This window comes from Dyella sp. 2RAB6 (genome assembly GCF_052115385.1).
Taxonomy (GTDB): Bacteria; Pseudomonadota; Gammaproteobacteria; order Xanthomonadales; family Rhodanobacteraceae; genus Dyella_D.
Genome location: NZ_JBFRGP010000005.1, coordinates 200,358 through 221,886 on the forward strand (window position 1 = coordinate 200,358; position 21,529 = coordinate 221,886).

Sequence of the window (21,529 nt, forward strand, 5' to 3'; positions counted from 1 at the left end):
CGCAGTCGGCAATGTTGTCTAGTTCGGCGCAGATCGGCGATGTTCGGCGGAGAAGTTCACGTTAAAACGTGCGGCGCCGTATTGCTGCCGGAATGGCCTCAGGGCGCGGCCGGCGCTGCCAGCCAACGCTCCAGGGTGGCCGCGTCCAGGGCGCCGCGGCGCGTGTCGAGGATGCGGCCGTCCGCATCCAGCAGCACGCTGTAAGGCAGGACTTCGCCGATATTGCCCAGCCGCAGCGAGGTGCTGGGGCTGTCGAGGCGGCCGATCAGGATGGGATAGCCGACCGGATGAGCGGCCAGGAATTCGCGTGCCCGCGCCGGTTCGTCCATGGCGATGCCGACGACGATCGCGCCCTGATCGCCGAACTTCGCCTGCGCTCTGGCCAGCGCCGGCATCTCGTCCAGGCAGGGGCCGCACCAGCTGGCCCAGAAGTTGAGCAGCACGCGGCGGCCGTGGAACTCGGACAGCCGGTGCTGCTTGCCGTCCAGGCCCGGCAGGGCCAGGTCCGGCCGTACATCGCCGACCTTCGCCACTTCCACGCCGGCCGGTGCGTGCGCTTGCCGGCTGGCGTGCTGCAGCCAGCCGCCCAGCGCGGCGACCAGCACCGCCGCGCCGAGGATCAACCAATTGCTGCGGCTGAGCATTACTTGGCCGCCTCGGTCAGTGCTTCATCGACCAGCGAGGAGGTCAGCACCGTCGGCAGCTTGCGGCCTTCTCCGCCGTTCTTCGGAAACACCACGTACAGCGGCACGCCCGGGGTGTGGTACTGCTGCAGGAAGGCGGTAATGTCCGGGTCCTCGTTGGTCCAGTCGCCCTTCATATAGACGGCGCCGGTGCGCTTGAGCAGGTCGCGGAAGGCGTCGGTGGCGAGCACCGCGTGTTCGTTGGCCTTGCAGGTGATGCACCAGTCGGCGGTCATGTCGACGAAGACCGGGGTGCCGGCCTTGCGCAGTTCGGCCAGCCTGGCGGGGGTAAAGGCGACCGTGCCTTCAGCAGCGGCGGCGGCTACCGGGGCCGGCAGGTGGGCCAGGTAATACAGCGGCGCCAGCGCCAGCAGCAGCGGCAGCACCGTCAGGATGCGCGCGCCGGTGCTGCGATAGCGGGCGCGTTCGAACCACCACAGCGCCATCGCCAGCATCACGCTCGCCACCAGCAGCAGGCCCACGGCGTCGGCGCCGCGCTGGTTGGCCAGCACCCAGGCCAGCCAGGCGGCTGCCAGGTACATCGGGAAGGCCAGCACCTGCTTGAGCGTGTCCATCCACGCGCCGGGCCGTGGCAACAGGCGCGCCAGCGCCGGCACATAGCCCACGGCGAGGAAGGGCAGGGCCAACCCCAGGCCCAGCATCACGAAGACCAGCATCGCCTGCGCGGTCGGCGCGGCCAGCGCATAGGCCAATGCGCTACCCATGAACGGCGCGGTGCAGGGACTGGCCACCACCACCGCCAGCACGCCGGTGAAGAAGTCGCCGACCAGGCCGGCGCGGCTGGCCAGCCCGCTGCCGGTATTGCCCAGCGAGGCACCGAACTGCACCACGCCGGACATCGACAGCGCCACCGCCAGCATCACCAGCGACAGCGTCGCCACCACCAGCGGCTTCTGCAGCTGCGCGCCCCAGGCCGCCTTCAGCGACAGGATCACCAGGCCCAGCACCACGAAACTCACCAGCACGCCGGCGGTATAGGCCAGCGCATGGCGGCGCCGGTGCGCCGGGCTTTCGCCGCTTTCGATCAGGCCGACCGCCTTGATCGACAGCACCGGCAGCACGCACGGCATCAGGTTCAGCACCAGGCCGCCGCCCAGGGCGAGCAGCAGCGCGGCCCACAGGCTTACGTCCAAGGTGGCGGCGGGGCGCGCTTCCGGCGCGGGGCCGGCCACGGCCTCGCCGGTGGCGACGGCGCCGCCGGCCAGGTCCACGCTCACCGCGCGGGACATCAGCGGGTAGCACAGCCCACCGTCCTGGCAGCCCTGGAAGCTGGCTTCGATCGCGACCTGCTTGAGCTTCGAGGTGTCGCCTTCGATCGCCACCGGCAGCTCGACCTGGTCGAAGTACACGGTGACGTTGCCGAAGTGCGGATCCTGCTTGACGGTGCCCTGCGGCCACTGCGGCTGGCCGAGCTTGAGGCCGGCGGCATTCAGATGCAGCGAGGTCTGGTCGCGATACAGGTAATAGCCCTTGGGCATGGTCCAGCGCAGCAGCAGCTGGTTCGGCGCGCGGGCCAGGGCTTCGAAGCGGAAGGCCTGTTCGGCCGGCAGCGCCGCGGCGTCGGTGCCGGGCGTGCTCGCGGAGGTGCCACCAAGTTGGGCCAGGGCGGAGCCGAGCGTCTGCGGCGCGGCCGTGTCGGCCTGCGCGGTGCCGGCGGGCAGCGCCAGGTCGAGCTGTTCGGTATGCGGCGGATAGCAGATCTTCGGCTCGACTTCGTGGCAGCCCTGGTAGCGCACGGCGATCTTCAGCCGCTGCGTGCCCGGCGCCACGGTGTAGGGCACGCTGGCTTCCACTTCGTGGTGGTAGATCTCCACGTCGCCGAGGTATTCGTCGTGATGCTTGGCGCCGTCGGGCAGCCTGGCTTCGCCGGCGGTGACGCCGTCGGCGCCGGTGAACTTCATGCGGCCGCGATAGAGGTAGTAGTCCGGTGCGATATCCCAGTGCAGCTTCAGCACACCCGGGGTGGAGGCGTCGGCCTTCAGCTTGTAGGCCTCGGTCACCGGCAGGATGTTGTCGTCGTCCTGCGCCCAGGCGCTGGACATGCCCGACAGCAGCAAGGCCAGCAGTAGCCAGGCGAGGGCGATGAAGCGCGCCGTCGGTCGGATGAAGCGGATCGGTTGCATTGCGGCTCCAGCGAAGGGAGTGCCCGGCGCGGGGACGCGGGCGATCTCGGATTATGGCGCAGCCAGCCCGCGAGGCGCCGGCTGCGGGGAGACAGTCAGAGGGTCAGGCTTGTTCCGGCGCCGCGGCGGCGATCGTGCGCGGGCGGACCAGGCCGGTGGTCAGCGCCACGCCGAGCAGGATCACCACGCAGCCGCCGGCCATGGCCAGGGTGACCGGCTCGCCCAGGAACAGCAGGCCCCACAGCACGCCGAACACCGGAATCAGGTACAGCACCGCCAGCGTGCGGGTGGAACCGATGCGCGCCATCAGGCGGTAGAACAGGACGTAAGCCAGCGAGGTACAGGCCGCGGCCAGGCCGAACATGGCGAACCAGGCCTGCGTGCCCGGCATCTTCGCCGGCCACAGCACGATGGTGAGCGGCAGCAGCACGGCCGCGGCGACGAGCTGGCTGCCCGTCGCCACCGCCAGCGGCGACACCCCGCGCAGGCGGCGCTGGCCGTAATGCGCGCCGAAGGCGTAGCAGACATTGGCGGCGACGCAGGCGGCCATGGCCCAGGCCGAACCGCTGCCATGGCCGAAACCGACGCTGCCGGCGATCAGCCACACCACGCCGGCGAAACCCACGGTCAGGCCAAGCGTGCGGGTGCCGTCCAGCTTCTCGCCCAGCCACAGCCAGCCCGACAGCGCCACCAGCAGCGGCCCGATCGCGTCGGAAATGGCCGACACGCCGGACGGCAAGCTGGTCGCCGCGTACGAGAACAGCACGAACGGCAGCGCCGAATTGCTCATGCCCACCACCGCGATCGGCCGCCAGTGCCGACGCATCTCCGCCAGCCGTTCGCGCGAGGCCAGCAGCGGCAGCGAGCACAGCGCCGCACCGATCGCGCGCAGCCCGGCCAAGGCCATGGCGCCGAACTGGTCCGCGCCCATGCGCATGAACAGGAACGACGCGCCCCACAGGGCACCGAGCGACAACAGGGCGATGAGATCGGACTTCTTCATGGCGTGGGGCTCATGCGGGAAGGTGTGGAAGTTGAAGCCCCTCTCCCTCCGGGAGAGGGGTTGGGGTGAGGGTACGGGCGGAGTGAAGTGCACCACTTCGCCCGTACCCTCATCCGGCTGCCGCCACCTTCTCCCGGAGGGAGAGGGATTCCTGGACGGCGCTGGTCGATCAGTTGGCGGCGGTAGGCGACTTGCCCTGGCCGAACAGCACCTGGCGCTCGGCTTCCGTCAGCGCCTGCTTCGGTGCGTAGGCGTTTTCCACGCCTTCGTAGGTGCGCACCGTGGCGGGGCGTTCGGCCATCGTGCGGAACCAGCGCGCGAGATTCGGAAAGTCGGCCAGCTCCTGGCCATGCGCTTCGTGCGGCACGATCCACGGATAGCAGGCGATATCGGCGATGGAGAATTCGCCCGCGATGAATTCGCGGCCTTCGAGCTGGCGATCCAGCACGCCGTACAGGCGGCGGACTTCGCGGGTGTAGCGGTCGATGGCGTAGGGCACCTGCTCCGTCGCATACACATTGAAGTGCCCGATCTGCCCGGCCATCGGGCCGAGGCCCGCCATCTGCCAGAACAGCCACTGCAGCACCTCGGTGCGACCGCGCAGGTCGGCAGGGATCAGGCGGCCGGTCTTCTCGGCCAGGTAGAGCATGATCGCGCCCGACTCGAACATGGTCAGCGGCGCGCCGCCGTCGGCGGGCTCGTGGTCGACGATCGCCGGGATCTTGTTGTTCGGCGAAATGGCCAGGAACTGCGGCTTGAACTGCTCGCCCTTGCTCAGGCTGACCGGAACCAGCCGGTACGGGATGCCGGCCTCTTCCAGGAACAGGCGGGCCTTCAGGCCATTGGGGGTGGCGGCGTAGTAGAGCTCGAGCATGGCGGCGATCCGGTGGCTAAGGACGATGGGTGCAGGCTAGGGGGTCGGATGGTCTGGCAAAAGGACCACAATGCGACAATTATTGGGGTCCACTTAAGCGGGGCGCGCCATGGATCATCCCTTCGAAGACCATCCGTTCGAGTTCTGGCTGGAACTGCCGGGCAAGGGCTCCCGCCAGCGGCAGGCCGCGCTGCATGCGCAATTGCGCGCGGCGATCCTGGACGGACGCCTGAAAGCCGGCCTGCGCCTCCCCGCCACGCGCGAACTGGCGCAGGCGCTGAAGCTGTCGCGCAACACCGTGGTGGCGGCCTACGACCTGCTGCTGAGCGAGGGTTACGTGGTCGCGCGGCGCGGTGCCGGCAACTATGTGGCCGACCTGATGGAACGCCGCGCCCGTGCGCGCTCCACCACGGCCGAGGCCGGTGGCGACCGGCGGCTGGCGCCGTATTGGCGCGAGGCGCATCCGCCGACACCATCGCCGCCGCCGGGTGCGTTCGCCCACGATTTCCGCCTCGGCGTGCCGGATACGCGGCAGTTTCCGTTCGAGGTCTGGCGCCGCCTGTCGGCGCGTGCCCTACGTGGCATTTCGCGGCTGCCGTCGATGTCGGGCCAGTCGCGCGGGCGCCAGGTGTTGCGCGAGGCGATCGCGCAGCACGTGTCGTTTGCCCGCGCGGTGGCCTGCGATCCGGACGACGTGATGGTGACCAGCGGCGCGCAGCAGGCCTTCGATCTGCTGGCGCGCGTGCTGGTGACGCCGGGCCGCACCGTGGTGGCGGTGGAGGACCCCGGCTATACGCCGCTGCGCGCCGCATTCGCTGCGGTGGGCGCCAAGGTGGTGCCGGTGCCGGTCGACGACGAAGGCATCGTGGTGGAGCACATTCCCGCCGAGGCGCGGGTGATCTACGTGACGCCGTCGCATCAGTTTCCGCTGGGCATGTCGATGTCGCCGCGCCGCCGCGCGGAACTGCTGGCGCTGGCCGCGGCGCGCGGCGCCACCGTGATCGAGGACGACTACGACGGCGAATTCCGCTACGGCGGCCGCCCGCTGGACGCGCTGCAGACGCTCGATCGCGAAGGCTCGGTCTGCTACGTCGGCACCTTCTCCAAATGTCTGTTCCCCGCGCTGCGCATCGGCTACGTGGTGGCGCCGCCGTGGCTGCTGCCGGCGCTGGCGGCGGCGAAGGAACTGGCCGACTGGCATTGCGACGTGCCCGCGCAGGACACCTTGGCAGCGTTCATCGCGGAGGAACACCTGGCGCGCCACGTGCGGCGGATGCGCAATATCTATGCGGAGCGGCGCGAGGCCTTGCTCGATGCCCTGGCGCGGCACGGGTTGGAGGCCTGGCCTTCTGACGCGGGGCTGCATCTGTCCGCCAAGCTGCCACCCAAAGTGCGCACCGATGTGCTGGTCGAGCAGGTGGCCGGGCAGGGCGTGCGCATCGAGGGATTGGATGGCTATACGTTCGGACCCGTCAGCTCGAACGGGCTGGCGCTGGGCTACGGCCTGATCGAGGCCTCGCGCATGGAGGAAGCGGTGCGCCAGATCGCCAGACGGCTGCCGGGCTGAGCAAAGTGGTCCCGTAAAATTGCCAGGAAGTGGCCCTTAAAGCCGGACCACAGGGAGCGGAGCATGGCCTCCACTCTCACCCTGGGATCCTCCCCGCCATGCATCGCCTCCTCCTTTGCTGTTTCCTCCTGCTGGGCCTGGCCGCCGCGCCCGCCTGGGCGCAATCCGGCCAGCAGCGCGCCGAAGCGGCCGGCAAGAGCCTGGTCGGTACGCCGGCGCCGCACGTCGTCCTGAAGACCATCGACGGCAAGACCATCGATCTGGCCAGCCTGGTCGGCAAGCAGGCCATCTACCTCAAGTTCTGGGCCACCTGGTGCGTGCCCTGCCGCGAGCAGATGCCGCATTTGAAGAAGACCTACGAGGAAGCCGGCCCCGACCTGGCGGTGATCGCCATCAGCGTCGGCTTCGACGAGACCATCGATGACGTGCGCAAGTACCGCGACGAGATGGGCCTGAAGATGCCGCTGGTGTTCGACGATGGCTCGCTGGGCGAGGCTTTCCATCTGCGCGTGACGCCGCAGCACGTGGTGATCGGGCGCGACGGTCGCATTCTGTATGTCGGCCATGAGGCGAACGCCAAGCTGGACGCCGCGCTGCAGGCCGCGCGCAGCAGCACCGGCGTGGCCGCCGCCGGCGCGGTAGCGCCGAAAGACGAAGCGCATTACGACACCGGCGACCGCGTGCCCGCGTTCGACGCCGCCCTGCTGGACGGCAAGCATCTGTCGCTGCCGCAGGCGGGCAAGCCGACGGCGCTGGTGTTCCTGTCGCCCTGGTGCGAGTCCTACCTGGCGACCAGCCGGCCGGAGCTGTCCAAGAGCTGCCGTGCGATGCGCGAACAGGTCACCGCGCTGTCCGCGCACGATACGAAGCTGCGCTGGGTCGGCGTCGCCTCCGGCCTGTGGGCCGCCCGCGACGAGCTGGCCAAGTACCGCGACGAGCACCGCATCGGCATGCCGCTGACCTTGGACGATTCCGGCGCGCTGTTCCGCCGCTTCCGCGTGACGCACGTGCCGACGGTGCTGCTGTTCGATGCGCAGGGGCGCATCACCGCCCGCGTCGAACAGGCTGGCGCGCCGCTGGACCAGGCGCTCAAGACCTTGACCGCACACTGATGGTGGCCGCCATGTCTGTCCTGTTTCGCTATGCCTTCGCGCTTGGGCTGGCCGCCGGCAGCGTCATGCCGGCGCTAGCCGCCGAGGAACACCCGCTGCTCACCGCGCCGCTGACCCAGGCGCCGGGCAAGCAGCTGATCGCGCTGACCGTGACCTTCGCGCCTGGCCAGCAATCCAAGCCGCATCACCACGAGGCCGACGCCTTCGTTTACATGTTGTCGGGCCGGGTGCGCAGCCAGGTCGACAGCGAGCCGGCGCGGGAATACGGCCCCGGCGAGAGCTGGTTCGAACCGGCCGGGGCGCATCACGTGGGCACCGCCAATGTCAGCGGCACCGAGCCGGCGACGTTTCTGGTGGTGTTCGTGGCCAAGCCGGACGCCCGGCTGACCGTGCCGGATCAGGCCGCGCCAGTTGAGCCCCGCACACCGGCCCGGACCCAGTCCAGATAGGCATCGTGGCCGCGCTCCACGGGCACCGCGATCAGCTCCGGCAGCGCGTAGGGGTGCAGTTCCAGCAGGCGCGTCTTCAGGGCATCGAAGCGCGCCGCGGTGGTCTTGATGAGCAGCAATTCCTCGACATCGGTGCAGACCTTGCCCTCCCAGCGGTAGGTCGAGCGCACTCCCGGCAGGCGGTTGATGCAGGTGGCCAGCCCTTCTTCCACCAGGGTTTTGGCGAATCCGGCGGACTTGGGGGAGTCCGGATAGGTGCAGTAGCAGAGCAGGACGGGGTCGGTCATGGCGGGGAGCCTAGCGCGGCGCCCCCTGCCACCACATGCCCCGCCGCCCCTTGAAAGCCCCGGCGGGTTTCCCCATTAGCCTCTCAGCTTCGGAACAAAGCCTCTTTGCGGGGGATTCCTGCGCCGCTAGTATTGGCACTCGCTCACCCGGAGTGCTAACAGCGCGGCAGGTGCCGTTCCGGGGACACCTCTTTCGATCCACTCAAACCCAAGCTGGAGCCCATCACCATGAGCAAGCTGCGTCCGCTGCACGACCGCGTCATCGTCAAGCGTCTCGAAGAAGAGCGCGTCTCCGCCGGCGGCATCGTCATCCCCGACAGCGCCACCGAGAAGCCGACCCGCGGCAAGGTCATCGCCGCCGGCGCTGGCCGCATCCTGGAAGACGGCAAGGTCCGCCCGATGTCGGTCAACGAAGGCGACGTGGTGCTGTTCGGCAAGTACGCCGGCCAGGAAATCAAGATCGACGGCGAAGAGCTGGTCTTCCTGAAGGAAGACGACATCGTTGCGGTGATCGAAGGCTAAGCAGCCTCTCCCGCTTCTCTTCCCTCTCCTCATTCAAGCATTCAAAGGAATAAAGACATGGCTGCAAAAGAAGTCCGTTTCGGCGAAGACGTCCGCGCCCGCATGCTCAAGGGTGTCAACACCCTGGCCAACGCGGTCAAGGTGACCCTGGGCCCGAAGGGCCGCAACGTGGTGCTGGAAAAGAGCTTCGGCGTTCCGACCGTGACCAAGGACGGCGTCTCCGTCGCCAAGGAAATCGAGCTGGCCGACAAGTACGAGAACATCGGCGCGCAGATCGTCAAGGAAGCCGCTTCCAAGACCTCCGACGTGGCCGGTGACGGCACCACCACCGCCACCGTGCTGGCCCAGGCGTTCATCCAGGACGGCCTGAAGGCGGTCGCCGCCGGCATGAACCCGATGGACCTGAAGCGCGGCATCGACAAGGCCGTGATCGCCGCCGTGGAAGAGCTCAAGAAGCTCTCCAACCCGACCGCCGACGACAAGGCGATCGCCCAGGTCGGCACCATCTCCGCCAACTCCGACGCGGTCATCGGCGAAATCATCGCCACCGCCATGAAGAAGGTCGGCAAGGAAGGCGTGATCACCGTCGAGGAAGGCTCGGGCCTGGACAACGAGCTGGACGTGGTCGAAGGCATGCAGTTCGACCGCGGCTACCTGTCGCCGTACTTCATCAACAACCAGCAGTCGCAGCAGGTCGAACTGGATGACCCCTTCATCCTGCTGTACGACAAGAAGATCTCCAACGTGCGCGAGCTGCTGCCGATCCTCGAGGGCGTGGCCAAGGCCGGCAAGCCGCTGCTGATCGTCGCCGAGGAAGTGGAAGGCGAGGCGCTGGCGACCCTGGTGGTCAACACCATCCGCGGCATCGTGAAGGTCGCCGCCGTGAAGGCCCCGGGCTTCGGCGACCGCCGCAAGGCGATGCTGGAAGACATGGCCATCCTGACCAACGGCCAGGTCATTTCCGAGGAAGTGGGCCTGCAGCTTGAGAAGGCCACCATCCAGGACCTGGGCCGCGCGAAGAAGATCGTGGTCACCAAGGAAAACACCACGATCATCGACGGCGCCGGCGAAGCCGAGAAGATCCAGTCGCGCATCGGCCAGATCAAGGCGCAGATCGAGGAGACCTCCTCCGACTACGACCGCGAGAAGCTGCAGGAGCGCGTGGCCAAGCTGGCCGGCGGCGTGGCCGTGATCAAGGTCGGCGCAGCCACCGAAGTGGAAATGAAGGAAAAGAAGGCCCGCGTCGAAGACGCCCTGCACGCCACCCGTGCGGCCGTCGAAGAAGGCGTGGTGCCGGGCGGCGGTGTCGCCCTGATCCGTGCGCTGAAGGCCGTGGTCGGCCTTAAGGGCGCCAACGAAGACCAGAACCACGGCATCAAGATCACCATCAGTGCACTGGAAGCCCCGCTGCGCGCGATCGTGGCCAATGCCGGCGAAGAGCCCTCCGTCATCGCCAACAAGGTGAAGGAAGGCCAGGGCAACTTCGGCTACAACGCCGCCACCGGCGAGTTCGGCGACATGATCGCCTTCGGCATCCTGGACCCGACCAAGGTCACCCGTTCGGCGCTGCAGTACGCCGCCTCGGTGGCCGGCTCGATCATCACGACCGAAGCGGCCGTGACCGAGCTGCCGAAGAAGGAAGAAGGCCATTCGCACGGTGCGGGTGGTGGCATGGGCGGCATGGGCGGCATGGATTTCTGATCCGTTCCACCCCGGTTGCTTGTTTGGAGAAAACCCCGCCTTGTGCGGGGTTTTCTTTTTTTACGCCATGGTTCCTCGAGCTGCCGGCCCTGCAGCAGGAAAGCGGGGATGCCGTCTGATTTCGCCATGGCAGGTATGCCCCGGGCCGACCGGGTTTCCTATCATTGGCTGCCTTGCATATAGCGCCAAAGCGTCCCTATATTGCAGTCTGCGTTTAATATGGAAAGAAAATCCACCTATATGCAAGTCAGCCTTGTATGAACAACCCTGACAGCCGCACCCCGGCCGACGAACGGCGTCAGCGCGCCGGGCGCTACATCGCCCAGCCCCGCGGTTACCGCGCTTTTCATCCGAACCCTTTGCCACCCCAGCCGCCGCTGCAACTGGAGGGTGAGCTGCAGGCGTTGTTGTCACTGGCCGACCGGGCGCTCGGTCGCCTTGACGGTTCGATCCAGACCTTGCCCAACCCCGACTTGTTCGTCTTCATGTACGTGCGCAAGGAGGCGGTGCTCTCCAGTCAGATCGAAGGCACGCAGAGCTCGCTACAGGACCTTTTGGCCGCCGAAGCCCACATCCTGGCGCCGGATCGGCCGCGCGATGTCGATGAAGTGGTCAACTACGTCAGCGCCATGAACTACGGCCTGGCCCGACTCGGGGAGCTGCCGGTTTCGGTGCGCCTGATTCGCGAAATCCACGAGCGCCTGTTGCAAGGCGTGCGCGGCATGCGACTGACGCCTGGTGAACTGCGTCATTCGCAGAACTGGATCGGCTCCGCGGGATGCACCTTGAGCGAAGCCAGCTTCGTTCCGCCGCCGCCCCACGAAGTGCCGATCGCGCTCGGTGCACTGGAAACCTTCCTGCACGCCGAGAGCGATTTACCGCCATTGATTCAAATCGGCCTGGCCCACGCACAGTTCGAAACCATCCATCCTTTCCTCGATGGCAATGGACGCGTTGGCCGCCTGCTCATCACGTTTCTGCTGTGCCAGCGGGAGATCCTGGGCAAGCCCGTGCTGTACCTCTCGCACTTCTTCAAGCAGCACCGCACCGAATACTACGAACGCCTGCAATCCGTGCGCGACACGGGTGATTGGGAAAGCTGGCTGGCGTTCTTCCTGCGCGGCGTGGTGAGTGTCAGCCGCGAGGCGACGGAGACGGCGCGACGCATCCTTCTGCTGCGCGAGGATCATCGCGCCAAGGTTACCGAGGGGCTGGGACGCGCCGCCGGCAATGGCCACAAGCTATTGGAATACCTGTATCGGCGCCCGATCGTTTCAGTGGCCGACGTGCAGACCCTGACTGCCACGACCTACACCGCGGCCAACAACCTGGTTTCGCGGCTGGTTGCGCAGGGCATCCTTGCGGAGGCCACGGGCTATCGGCGCAATCGGTTGTTCCACTATCAGGCCTATATCGAGCTGTTCGGTGAATCCAGGGATGCGGAGGCGGCGGCAAGATGATTGAGTGACATGACCGCCGTGGACTTTCGCTTGGTCTGTCCGCTGCATCGACACCAGAAAATCCCCGCCGAGACGGTTTTCTTTTCGCGCAAAAGAAAACCCCGGGAGTCCACCTCCCGGGGTTGGTTCGCACGCGTCGCGCCCTTGGCGCCGCGTCGCTCTATCGCTTACTTGCCGCCGGCTTGTGCCTTGGCGTCGGTCTTCGCGCCGACCGCGGCGCCGGCAACCGGCGTTTCGACCTTCGCATCGGCCTTCACCGAGGTGGCGCCTTCCGCGCCGGCAGCGGCGTCGGTAGTGGCCGACTCGGTGGTCTTCGCCGCCTTGTGGCCGGCGTGCTTGGCCTTGTGCGCGGCCTTCTTCACGGTGTCGCCCGCGCTGGTCGCGGTGTCGCTGGTCTTGGTGGCGGCCGCGTCGGCCGTCTTGGTGGCGTCCTGCACGGCAGCGCCGGCGTTGACGCTCGCGTCGGCCTTGGCGGCGGCCTGGGCCTGGGCGAAGGCGGGGGCAGCCAGCACGCTGGCGGAAAGGACGAGAGCAGCAAGCAGGGTCTTACGCATGGGGTAAACCTCCGATGTGATTGCCGCGACGCAACGTGCCGCGGTGGAATCACGCTAGAGGCGGATTACCTGCTGAATCCTGAATTTTTTCGGGCGTCGCAGGTTTGCTTAAGCCGGCGGACATCTCGCTGAATCGCTGGTACGTGTTGGTAAAAAACACGTTCCGCGCACTCTTGTTTTTCTTCGCGCTGCTAGTGGGAATGCGCTTTGCGCGGGATTACTGATGCGCGCCTTCGGTCGCCGCGGCGGGCGGCGCGCCTTCCTGCGCGAAGCCGGTGTGTTCCGTCAAGGCATTCGCGCGCGGCAGCATCCGGTCGAGTTTTCCCTTCAGCCGCAGCAGCGCGACGCTTTCCATGGCCGCATCGGTGTGCTGCTCGGCGCCGTCCTCCGCTTGCGGCGGCGCGCCCGGCGCGCGGGTGAGCGCGGCGAGCTGCGGAGCCAGCACCTGGGTCAATGCGAAGTAGGCATCGTCATGGATGCCGGCCTGTTCCAGCACCTTGCCCGGCAGCATCCACGAGGCGAGATCCTCGCGCTGCGGCTGCACCTGATTGCGCGGATCGACCAGCAGCCAGGTGCCCGGTTCGCTCAGCATGTCCTTGCCGTCGACGAAGCCGAGCGTTTCGAACGCGCCGCTGAGGCCGGGCAGATGGTCGCCGTAGAACAGCAGCAGGGTCGGGCGATCGCGCTGCGCCAGCAGGCTGGCGAGGCGGCCCAGTTCCTCGTCCGCGTGTTGCATGTGATAGAGGTAGTTGCGCAGCTCGGTCTTGTCTTCGTCGGCGAGGCCGTCCGGTACCGGGATCGCATGGCGCTTGACCGCATCGGCCGGCGCCACATCGTAGGGGCCGTGCGCCTCGATGCTGATCGCGAACAGAAACTGCGGCGGGCCGGCGTCTTTCAGCTGGGCCATGATCTCGTCGGTCATCGCGCGGTCGGCCATGTACTGGCCGTCCAGGTCCTTGGCGTTGACGAAGCCGCCCTGCGAGACGAAGCGGTCGAAGCCGATCGCGCGGAAGGCCGTGCTGCGGTTCCAGAACGCCGGGTTGTTGCCGTGGATCGCCACCGTCTGGTAGCCGTGCGAACGCAGCGTGCGCACCACGCCCGGCACCACCTTGGTGTTGAGCTGCAGATACGGGAACTGCAGGTCGTCGAAGTAGCGCAGCGACAGGCCGGTCAGCACTTCGAACTCGGTGCGGATGGTGCCGCCGCCGAAGGTCGGCACGTGCAGTGCGCCGCTGTAGCCCTGCTGCGCGAGGCGATGCAGGTTGGGCGTCAGGTCGTGATACTCGAAGCCCTTGATGATGGCCGGATCGAAGAAGGATTCGCTCTGCACCACCACGATGTCCGGCATGGCGCCGGTATCGCCCGGCGCCGTGCGCATGCGTTCGCGCAGGGCGCTGTCGGCCTGGCCGATCAACTGCATCGCTGCATTAGGGTCGGCCTTCTTGCGCTGCTGGCCGAAGTGCAGGTGGAACATCATCAGCGAACTGACCAGCCCGGAATGCTGCGCGGTGGAGGAGGCCGACCACGGCTCCATCCACAGCGTCTCGCCGTCGTAGAAGCGGCCCCAGGCCGGCGCGCCGCCGAGCAGTGAACCGAGCACCAGCAGCACCGAGGCACCGGCCAGCAAGCGCTTGCCGCGGGTACGGCGCGGGAACAGCGGCAGCTCCTTGCGCCAGGCCAGCACCACCAGCGCGATGCCCGCGGCAAGCGCCAGATACGGCCACGGCGTCGCAGGCAGATAGCCGCCAAGCAGGTGCAGGCCGCCCTTGCGCAGCTGGCCGACCATGCGGAAATCGGCCGGCATCAGCGGCGTGCCCAGCTGTTTCACCTTCAGCGCATTGACGCCGTACAGCACGCCCTGCAGCAGGAAGGCCAGGCCGAACGACAGCAGCGGCCGCCGGCTCAGCACCATCAGCAGCACCGCCAGGAGCAGCCCCGGCAACGCATTGGCCAGCAGGTACAGCGGCTGCTGGAACAGCTGCTGCGGCGCGACACCTTCGCCGCCGTCCAGCCAGCCGGTGAACAACACGAAGGCCGCGGCCAGCACCAGCGGGAGGGCGACGCGTCGGGCCAGGCTTGGCCTGGCGGCTTGATTGAGAGGCTTGCTCATGGCAGTCCTTGGGGGAGTGCGCTGTCATGGCTCGGACATCGGAATGTAACGATATCGGCGTGAACCAGGTGTTCGGCGCCCGTGGCGTTTGCGTACTTTTCGAGCAGTGGCAACGTGATGGCGCAGCAGCGGGTGCACGGGCCTCATCCGTGCAGGTTTTCGCGGTCATCTGCCGGTCATCTTGGCGCCACGCCAGCGGGCGCAGACGGCGCACCGGCGCCAAGGGCACAATGTCCGGATGCAGCCCAAGGAATCCCCGGCGCTACGCGCCCTGATCGACGACCGCTACGCAGAACTGGCCGCGCGCTGCCGCCTGGCCGGTGTTGCGCTGCACGACGACGCCGGCGTGGCGGAGCGCATCCGCCGCGCCCTGCTGGCCAGCGATTTCGCCTACGACATCTGGTTCCGCCAGCCGCAGCTGCTGGCGCCGCAGGGGTTGGAACGCCTGCGTGCCGGCGGCGACGCCAGCACGCGCATCGAGGCGCTGAAGCTGGACCCGGACGAAGCCGTCTGCATGGCTGCGCTGCGCCGCTTCCGCCATGCCGAAGCGCTGCGGCTGGTGTTCCGCGACGTCAACGGACTGGACGAACTGCCCGAAACATTGTCCGCCACCAGCGTGCTGTACGAGGTGCTGCTCGGCGCCGCGCTGGGCTGGTCCGAACGCGCGCTCGCCGCGCGCTACGGCCACAGCCGCGACCACGACGGCGCACTGCAGCGCATGGTGGTGGTCGGCTTCGGCAAGCTCGGCGGCACCGAACTGAATTTCTCCTCCGATATCGACCTGGTGCTGGCCTATCCGCACGGCGGCCAGAGCGACGGCCCGCGGCCGCTCGACAACAGCGAATACTTCGTGCGCATGGGCCGCCAGCTGGTGCGCCTGCTGGCCGAGCCGACCGTCGACGGCATCTGCGCGCGCGTGGACTTGCGCCTGCGCCCGTTCGGCAATGCGGGACGCCTGGCGCTGCCATTCAGCGCGATGGAGCAGTACTACCAGAGCGAAGGCCGCGACTGGGAACGCTACGCCTGGATCAAGGCGCGCCCCGTGGCCGGCGACCGCAACGCCGGCAAGCAGCTGCAGGAATTGCTGCGCCCGTTCGTGTATCGCAAGTACCTGGACTACACCGCCTTCGCCGGCCTGCGCGAGATGAAGGCGCTGATCGACGCCGAGGTGGCGCGCAAGGACCTGGCCGACAATCTCAAGCTCGGTCCCGGCGGCATCCGCGAGGTCGAATTCATCGTGCAGCTGACCCAGCTGATCCGCGGCGGCCGCGAACCCAGCCTGCGCGTGCGCGGCCTGCTGCCGGCGCTGACTGCCTGTGAGGCGCGCGGGCATATCGCCGCCTCGCGCGCGAAGGCGCTGCGCGAGGCCTATGTGTTCCTGCGCCGGGTCGAGAACCGCGTGCAGATGCTGCGCGATGCGCAGACCCACGATATCCCCGCGGATGCACTGAGCCGCGAGCGCATCGCGCTCGGCCTGGGCCATGCCTCGTGGGAAGAGCTGGCGGCGGAGCTTGCCCGCCACCGCGCCGTGGTCAGCGAGGAATTCGCCGAAGTACTGGTGCCGCAGGGCGGCCGCACCGCGAGCGTGCCGGCGGAAGACGTGGCGCTGTGGCGGCGCGTGTGCGCCGAGGAAATCGATCCCGGCATGCTCGAAGCGGCGGGTTTCCAGCCCGGCGCCGACGCTGCCGAAGCGTTGCTGAAACTGCCGCAGGCCGCCGCGGTGCGTGCGATGCCGCCGCGTTCGCGCGAACAGCTCGACCGCCTGATGCCGCAGCTGCTGGCGCTGGCGCGCGACAGCGCGGCGCCGGTGCCGGGCCTGCTGCGCCTGTGCCGGCTGGTGCAGACGGTGGCGCGCCGCTCCTCGTATCTGGCCCTGCTGGAAGAACAGCCGGCGGCGCGGCGCCGCCTGGCGGAACTGTTCGCACGCAGCGCCTTCCTGGCCGAGCGCGTGATCGCGCAGCCGCTGCTGCTGGACGACGTGCTCGATCCGCGCATCGACCAATTGCCGTTGAAGCGCGCCGATATCAGCGCGGAAATCAGTCGCGTGCTCGGCACGCTGGACGAGCGCGAGGCGGAAGCGGAGCTGGAGCGCATCAACGAATTCAAGGCCAGCACCGCGTTCCGTCTGGGCCTGGCCTTCAACGACGGCCGCGCCGACGCCGTCGCCACCGCGCGCCGCCTGGGTGCGCTGGCCGAGTCGGTGGTGATCGCGGTAACGGCCTTGGCCGAGCGCGAACTCACCGAACAGCACGGCCGCTTGCCGGGCGAGGGCAGCGGCTTCGCGGTGCTGGGCTACGGCAGCCTGGGCGGCGAGGAACTGGGCTTCGCCTCGGACCTGGACCTGGTCTTCGTCTACGACACGCGCCGCGCGCATGTCATGAGCGACGGCGCGCGCCCGATCGAAGGCTCGCGCTGGTACCAGCGCCTGGCGCAGCGGGCGATGAACTGGCTCACCGTGCTCACCCGCGCCGGCCGCCTGTACGAAGTGGATACGCGCCTGCGTCCGGACGGTTCCAAAGGCCTGCTGGTGAGCAGCCTGGAAGCGTTCGCCGAATACCAGCGCAGCCGCGCCTGGACGTGGGAACACCAGGCGCTGCTGCGCGCGCGCCCGGTGGCTGGCGATGCGGCGCTCAATGCCGAGCTGCTCGAGGTGCGCCGCGAGATCCTCGCCGTGCCGCGCGAGCGCGCCCGCGTGCTGGCCGACGTCAGCGACATGCGCCGGCGCTGGCGCGCCGAGCGCGAGCGCTCCGACGAGCGCCTGTTCGACCTGAAGCAGGGCCCCGGCGGCCTGCTCGATATCGAATTCGCGCTGCAGGGCCTGGTGCTGGCGCATGCGGCGGAGCGGCCATCGCTGCTGGCGTCCACCGCGAACGCGGCCTTGATCGAAGCCTGCCGCGCGGCTGGCCTGCTCGATACGGCGCAGGCCGAGGTGTTCGCGCGGGCGCATGGCGAGCTGCTGCGCCGCGCGCTCGCCTGCACGCTGGACCTGCGTTCGCGCATCGCGCCGCGCGAGCCCGCACTGGAAAGCCTCAGCGAAGAAGTACGGCGCGTCACGGCGGAACTGGGCTTCGCCTTCGACTGGACGTAGACGTAGGTTGGGGTGAGCCGCAGGCGAACCCCAACATGGCGGTGCATCCGGATGTGGCGATGTTGGGGTTCGCCTGCGGCTCACCCCAACCTGCGCCCAGTTACGTCCGGTTATGCGCGGCTCGCGTTGCGCGCCGCGATGCGCTGGCGCACCGTCTCGGCGATCGCGCGCGTTTCGCGCAGCGGCGTCTGCCGTGCGCTGATGTCGTCATCGAGATCGTGCAACAGCCCTGCCTCGCGCAGCGCCCGATGGAACCTGGCGAACTTGCCCGGCAACGGTGCGCGCACCAGGGTCTGCACCGGACAGCCGACGGCGCAGGCTTCCGACAGCATGTTGATCGAGTCCGGCGTCACCACCAGGCGATCGGCCCAGCCCATCGTGGCGGGGTAGGGATTGGCGCCGTCTTCCTCATTGCTCCACACCACACCAGGGATGCCGGCGAGGCGCTCGCGCAGTATCGCGACGACCGGCGCCGGCGTGCGCCGCGAGGCGAGCACCAGCAGGCTGCCGCCATCGCGCCGCTGCTGCGCCACCAATTGGGTGGCCAGCGCCTCGGCGTAGGCCGCATCGATCGGGATGCCCTTGCGCGGGCCACCCACCAGCACGGCCACGCGCGGCTGCGGCAGATCGCCGAAGGCGGGGCAGACTTCGCGGCCTTCGGCCAGCCAGGCCTCGTCGACCGGATTGAGCGAGCCCAGCGGACGCAGCACGTTCGGCCCGTCCAGGCCGTCGTGGCGCGGCGCGATCACGGTGTCCCACAGCAACGGATCGAGGCGCGGGTCCAGTATCTGCACGGCATAGCTGCCGCCTTCGGACAATTCGCGCACCAGCCGCGTGTAGTACGCCGCCGTGCGGCCGCAGCCTACGACCACCGCCGGCCACGGCGGCACCACGATGCCCCGGCGCTGCGGCGCGGGCAGGGCGAAGCGCCCGCCCGGCAGCAGCCGCGGCGCGAACCACGACCACGGCGGGCGCAGGCCCAGCACCAGATGGCGGAACGGCAGGCCCAGCGCTTCGGCCAGAGCCAGGGCCTGGCGGTCGTTGCCGGCACGGCCGTCGGTGACCACCCAGCATTCGCCGTGCAGCCTGGTCATGTGAGGCACGGGCCCGTGATTGTTTCGATTCTCGCCACAGTACGTTCTGTCCGGCCCAGTCCTGTTCGCCCCTGCGTGCCCGTACACTTCGGGGTCACGGCGCCGATCGGCGCATTTCTTCGAAGGATACCCATGAGCGAGTTGCTTTCCGAGGCCGCCCTCAACCAGCTGTTCCGCGAGGCGCGCACCTACAACGCCTTCCTGGACAAGCCGGTGAGCGACGAACTGCTGCGCCAGGTCTACGAGCTGGCCAAGTTCGGTCCGACCAGCGCCAATTCCTCGCCGGCGCGGATCGTGTTCGTGAAGTCGGCCGAGGCCAAGGCGAAGCTGGAGCCGTTCCTGTCCGAAGGCAACCGCGCCAAGACCATGAAGGCGCCGGTCACCGCCATCGTGGCGATGGACCACGAGTTCTACGAGCACCTGCCCAAGCTGTTCCCGCACGCCGATGCGCGCAGCTGGTTCGTCGGCAACCAGCCCTCGATCGAGACCACCGCGTTCCGCAACGGCACCTTGCAGGGCGCCTACCTGATCATGGCGGCGCGCGCGGTGGGGCTGGACTGCGGCCCGATGTCCGGCTTCGACAATGCCGGCGTCGACCAGGCATTTTTCGCCGACACGCCGAACATCAAGTCCAACTTCCTGATCAATCTCGGTTACGGCGATGCCAGCCGCGACCTGTTCCCGCGCAGCCCGCGCCTGTCGTTCGAAGAGGCGTGCCGGATCGCCTGAGCGCGATGCGTCCGCCTTCATACCGCAGCCCCTCTTCCACGGAGATCTACCCATGCGTGCACTTCGTTATCTCGTTCTCGCCAGCCTGATGGGCGCCGCCGTCACCGCGCAGGCTGACCCGGTCACCTACAAGCTCGACCCGGGCCACACCAACGTGCTGTTCAGCTGGAACCACTTCGGCTTCTCCAACCCGACCGCGAACCTGGGCCTGGGCGAAGGCACCCTGGTGTTCGACGAGAAGGACGCCGCGAAGTCCTCGGTCGACGTGACCCTGCCGCTGGCCAACCTGGACACCCACGTGTCCAAGCTCGACGAGCACCTGAAGAAGCCGGATTTCTTCGACGCCGACAAGTTCGCCAACATCACCTTCAAGAGCACCAAGGTGCAGTCGCTCGGCGGCGGCAAGTACAAGGTGACCGGCGACCTGACCGTGCACGGCGTGACCAAGCCGGTGGTGCTGGACGCCAAGCTCAACAAGAGCGGCGTGCACCCGATGCTGAAGGTGCAGACCGTGGGCTTCGACGCCACCACCACGGTGAAGCGCTCGGACTTCGGCATGGGCGCCTACGTGCCGAACGTCAGCGACGAGATCAAGATCCGCATCACCACCGAGGCTTCGGTGCCGAAGGCGGATTGATTTTCGCGGGCGCTGATCGCGGCGCCCGTGGAAACGAAAAAGCCCGCGCCGTGATGGCGCGGGCTTTTTTTGTCTGGTGCTGTCGGGCGTTCAGTTCTTGCTGACGCCTTCGTTCTTCAGCGACTCCAGCTTGCTCAGGTCGACGCTGTTGACGGCGTCCTTGAGCTGGTCGATCTCCGCGTTGCCGCTGGCCTTCACCGAGAAGCGCTGGCCGACCACCACGGTGTATTCGCCGCTCTTGCTGGTCTTGTCCCAGGCTTCGTGCACCAGGCGGCCGTCCTTGCTGTAGGTCTTCTCGTAGCCGTTGTCGGTCTGCTGTTCGGACTCGGCAGCGAACGCGTTGGCCACCGCCATCATGCCCTTCATGCTGCCGGTGTCGGAGACTTCCAGCTCGATGTTGTGGTTGCCGTCGCCGTACTGGCCGTGCGCGACGGTGATCTGCACGCCCACACCCGCACTGCGTTCGGCCGACAGGCTCTGGCGCTTGAGGCCGGCGGCGCTGTCGGGCAGGAAGGCCTTGATCTGGTCGGCGGAGAGCGACTGCACGTTGCCCTCGTTACCCATCATCTTGCTCATCGCGGCCTGCTGGGCGGCGGTGTCGCCGGACTTCTGCGCGGCTTCGAGCTCCTTGCTCGCCTGCTCGGCGCGCTGGCCCATGGCGGCCAGCTTGCCGGCGGCGCTGTCCTTGTCGACGGTGATACTGCCGTTGTCACCGCCCAAGGTGACGTGGCCGCCGCTCATGGCGGCGCCGGTCAGCGCTGCGGTGCCGACCACGCCGGCCACGACCATGCCGACGATCCAGCCCAGCACGACGCCGATCACGATGCTCACGGCCGTATAACCGGGCGTTTTCTCGGTGGGGCTGCGCATGGTGGCCGACAGGCCCAGGTACAGCAGGTAGATCGAGTAGATGCCGCCGGCCACGGCGATCAGCCAGCCGATCCAGGGCAGGATCACCGCCACGCCGGCGACCCAGCTGGCGGTCCAGGCGTAGGCCACGGTCTTCAGGGCCTGCACCGGATCCTTCTGGCCACCGAAGGTGGGCGCCAGCGCGTTGACGATCAGCGACATCACATAGACCAGCACCAGCGACAGCAGGTACTGCAGCACCATGCCGGCCAGGCCCGAGCCGAACGGTGCGCGCCAGGTCACGCCCAGCATGCTGATGCCGATCAGGCTGTTCTTGATGAAGCCCGCGATCGCCGGCAGTGCGGCGACGATCAGGATGTAATTCGTATACAGGCCCTGGACGGTGGCCGGCTCGGCGGCGATGACCGGCCATTCGGTCTTGGGCGTGGTGAGGATCGCGCGCGCGCGCGCCATGATCTTTCCAAAATCCATTCGGTGTTCCCCTTCAAGCTGGATGGTGCGGCGGTGGACCGCCGGGACGATGATGGAGCCGTCCTATGACAGCTGCCCCATAACGATCGGCATAGAGCCGGTTCACAGCGTGTTCTTCCCTGTCCCGCCGCGCTGGCCGGGCGGTGCAGCCTGCTACCATTGCCGGCCCGATGT

At 68.1% G+C, this 21,529-nt stretch carries 18 protein-coding genes; 9 read left to right on the plus strand and 9 right to left on the minus strand.

Annotated elements, in window-relative coordinates:
• Window positions 1-98: 98 nt before the first annotated feature.
• The 4 genes from AB4083_RS10825 to AB4083_RS10840 all read right to left on the minus strand — a co-directional run bounded on the left by AB4083_RS10825 (window position 99) and on the right by AB4083_RS10840 (window position 4,704).
• The gene (locus tag AB4083_RS10825; RefSeq protein ID WP_441607810.1) at window positions 99-644 is read right to left on the minus strand and encodes a peroxiredoxin family protein; all 546 of its coding nucleotides are present in this window, start codon (window positions 642-644) and stop codon (window positions 99-101) included.
• Window positions 644-2,827: a protein-disulfide reductase DsbD family protein gene (locus AB4083_RS10830; protein WP_441607811.1), complete on the minus strand. Its 2,184-nt coding sequence runs from the start codon at window positions 2,825-2,827 to the stop codon at window positions 644-646. Before AB4083_RS10830 ends, AB4083_RS10825 begins: the two co-directional genes overlap by 1 nt.
• A gap of 103 nt (window positions 2,828-2,930) precedes the next feature.
• Complete coding sequence (locus tag AB4083_RS10835) at window positions 2,931-3,830, minus strand: DMT family transporter (RefSeq protein ID WP_441607812.1); 900 nt, start codon at window positions 3,828-3,830, stop codon at window positions 2,931-2,933.
• A 169-nt stretch (window positions 3,831-3,999) separates the two neighbouring features.
• Window positions 4,000-4,704 carry a glutathione S-transferase N-terminal domain-containing protein gene (locus AB4083_RS10840; protein ID WP_441607813.1) on the minus strand — a complete coding sequence of 235 codons (705 nt, stop codon included), beginning with the start codon at window positions 4,702-4,704 and terminating at the stop codon, window positions 4,000-4,002.
• Window positions 4,705-4,813: 109 nt separating this feature from the next.
• On the opposite strand from AB4083_RS10840, the gene pdxR reads away from it, so the two are divergent.
• The 3 genes from pdxR (at window position 4,814) to AB4083_RS10855 (ending at window position 7,832) form a co-directional block, all read left to right on the plus strand.
• Window positions 4,814-6,271: a MocR-like pyridoxine biosynthesis transcription factor PdxR gene (gene pdxR / locus AB4083_RS10845; RefSeq protein WP_441607814.1), complete on the plus strand. Its 1,458-nt coding sequence runs from the start codon at window positions 4,814-4,816 to the stop codon at window positions 6,269-6,271.
• Window positions 6,272-6,369: 98 nt separating this feature from the next.
• Window positions 6,370-7,383 (plus strand): TlpA family protein disulfide reductase, encoded by a 1,014-nt coding sequence (locus AB4083_RS10850; RefSeq protein WP_441607815.1) that lies wholly within the window; start codon window positions 6,370-6,372, stop codon window positions 7,381-7,383.
• 11 nt (window positions 7,384-7,394) lie between these two features.
• A complete protein-coding gene (locus tag AB4083_RS10855) occupies window positions 7,395-7,832 on the plus strand; it encodes a cupin domain-containing protein (protein ID WP_441607816.1) in 438 nt (145 codons plus the stop codon).
• On the opposite strand, the gene cutA is transcribed toward AB4083_RS10855, so the two are convergent.
• Entirely contained in the window at window positions 7,781-8,119 is a 339-nt protein-coding gene (gene cutA / locus AB4083_RS10860; protein ID WP_441607817.1) for a divalent-cation tolerance protein CutA, read from the minus strand. The genes AB4083_RS10855 and cutA overlap by 52 nt on opposite strands.
• Window positions 8,120-8,347: 228 nt before the next feature.
• On the opposite strand from cutA, the gene groES reads away from it, so the two are divergent.
• The 3 genes from groES to AB4083_RS10875 all read left to right on the plus strand — a co-directional run bounded on the left by groES (window position 8,348) and on the right by AB4083_RS10875 (window position 11,802).
• Complete coding sequence (groES, locus tag AB4083_RS10865; RefSeq protein ID WP_026634928.1) at window positions 8,348-8,641, plus strand: co-chaperone GroES; 294 nt, start codon at window positions 8,348-8,350, stop codon at window positions 8,639-8,641.
• Window positions 8,642-8,698: 57 nt separating this feature from the next.
• On the plus strand, window positions 8,699-10,342 hold the full coding sequence (gene groL / locus AB4083_RS10870) for a chaperonin GroEL (protein ID WP_441607818.1): 1,644 nt from the start codon (window positions 8,699-8,701) through the stop codon (window positions 10,340-10,342).
• Between the two features lie 257 nt (window positions 10,343-10,599).
• On the plus strand, window positions 10,600-11,802 hold the full coding sequence (locus AB4083_RS10875; protein ID WP_441607819.1) for a Fic family protein: 1,203 nt from the start codon (window positions 10,600-10,602) through the stop codon (window positions 11,800-11,802).
• Between the two features lie 167 nt (window positions 11,803-11,969).
• On the opposite strand, the gene AB4083_RS10880 is transcribed toward AB4083_RS10875, so the two are convergent.
• Entirely contained in the window at window positions 11,970-12,356 is a 387-nt protein-coding gene (locus AB4083_RS10880) for a hypothetical protein (protein ID WP_441607820.1), read from the minus strand.
• Between the two features lie 217 nt (window positions 12,357-12,573).
• On the minus strand, window positions 12,574-14,466 hold the full coding sequence (locus AB4083_RS10885) for an LTA synthase family protein (protein ID WP_441607821.1): 1,893 nt from the start codon (window positions 14,464-14,466) through the stop codon (window positions 12,574-12,576).
• 238 nt (window positions 14,467-14,704) lie between these two features.
• On the opposite strand from AB4083_RS10885, the gene glnE reads away from it, so the two are divergent.
• The gene (gene glnE / locus AB4083_RS10890) at window positions 14,705-17,554 is read left to right on the plus strand and encodes a bifunctional [glutamate--ammonia ligase]-adenylyl-L-tyrosine phosphorylase/[glutamate--ammonia-ligase] adenylyltransferase (protein WP_441607822.1); all 2,850 of its coding nucleotides are present in this window, start codon (window positions 14,705-14,707) and stop codon (window positions 17,552-17,554) included.
• Between the two features lie 110 nt (window positions 17,555-17,664).
• On the opposite strand, the gene AB4083_RS10895 is transcribed toward glnE, so the two are convergent.
• Window positions 17,665-18,648 (minus strand): mitochondrial fission ELM1 family protein, encoded by a 984-nt coding sequence (locus AB4083_RS10895; RefSeq protein WP_441607823.1) that lies wholly within the window; start codon window positions 18,646-18,648, stop codon window positions 17,665-17,667.
• 132 nt (window positions 18,649-18,780) lie between these two features.
• Between AB4083_RS10895 and AB4083_RS10900 the strand changes: the two genes are divergently transcribed.
• Together AB4083_RS10900 and AB4083_RS10905 are read left to right on the plus strand one after the other, a co-directional pair.
• Window positions 18,781-19,377 (plus strand): malonic semialdehyde reductase, encoded by a 597-nt coding sequence (locus tag AB4083_RS10900; RefSeq protein WP_441607824.1) that lies wholly within the window; start codon window positions 18,781-18,783, stop codon window positions 19,375-19,377.
• A 52-nt stretch (window positions 19,378-19,429) separates the two neighbouring features.
• Window positions 19,430-20,014 carry a YceI family protein gene (locus AB4083_RS10905; RefSeq protein ID WP_441607825.1) on the plus strand — a complete coding sequence of 195 codons (585 nt, stop codon included), beginning with the start codon at window positions 19,430-19,432 and terminating at the stop codon, window positions 20,012-20,014.
• Window positions 20,015-20,104: 90 nt separating this feature from the next.
• Here the strand turns inward: AB4083_RS10905 and AB4083_RS10910 are convergent, their stop codons facing one another.
• Entirely contained in the window at window positions 20,105-21,355 is a 1,251-nt protein-coding gene (locus AB4083_RS10910; RefSeq protein ID WP_441607826.1) for a Yip1 family protein, read from the minus strand.
• Window positions 21,356-21,529 lie beyond the last annotated feature (174 nt).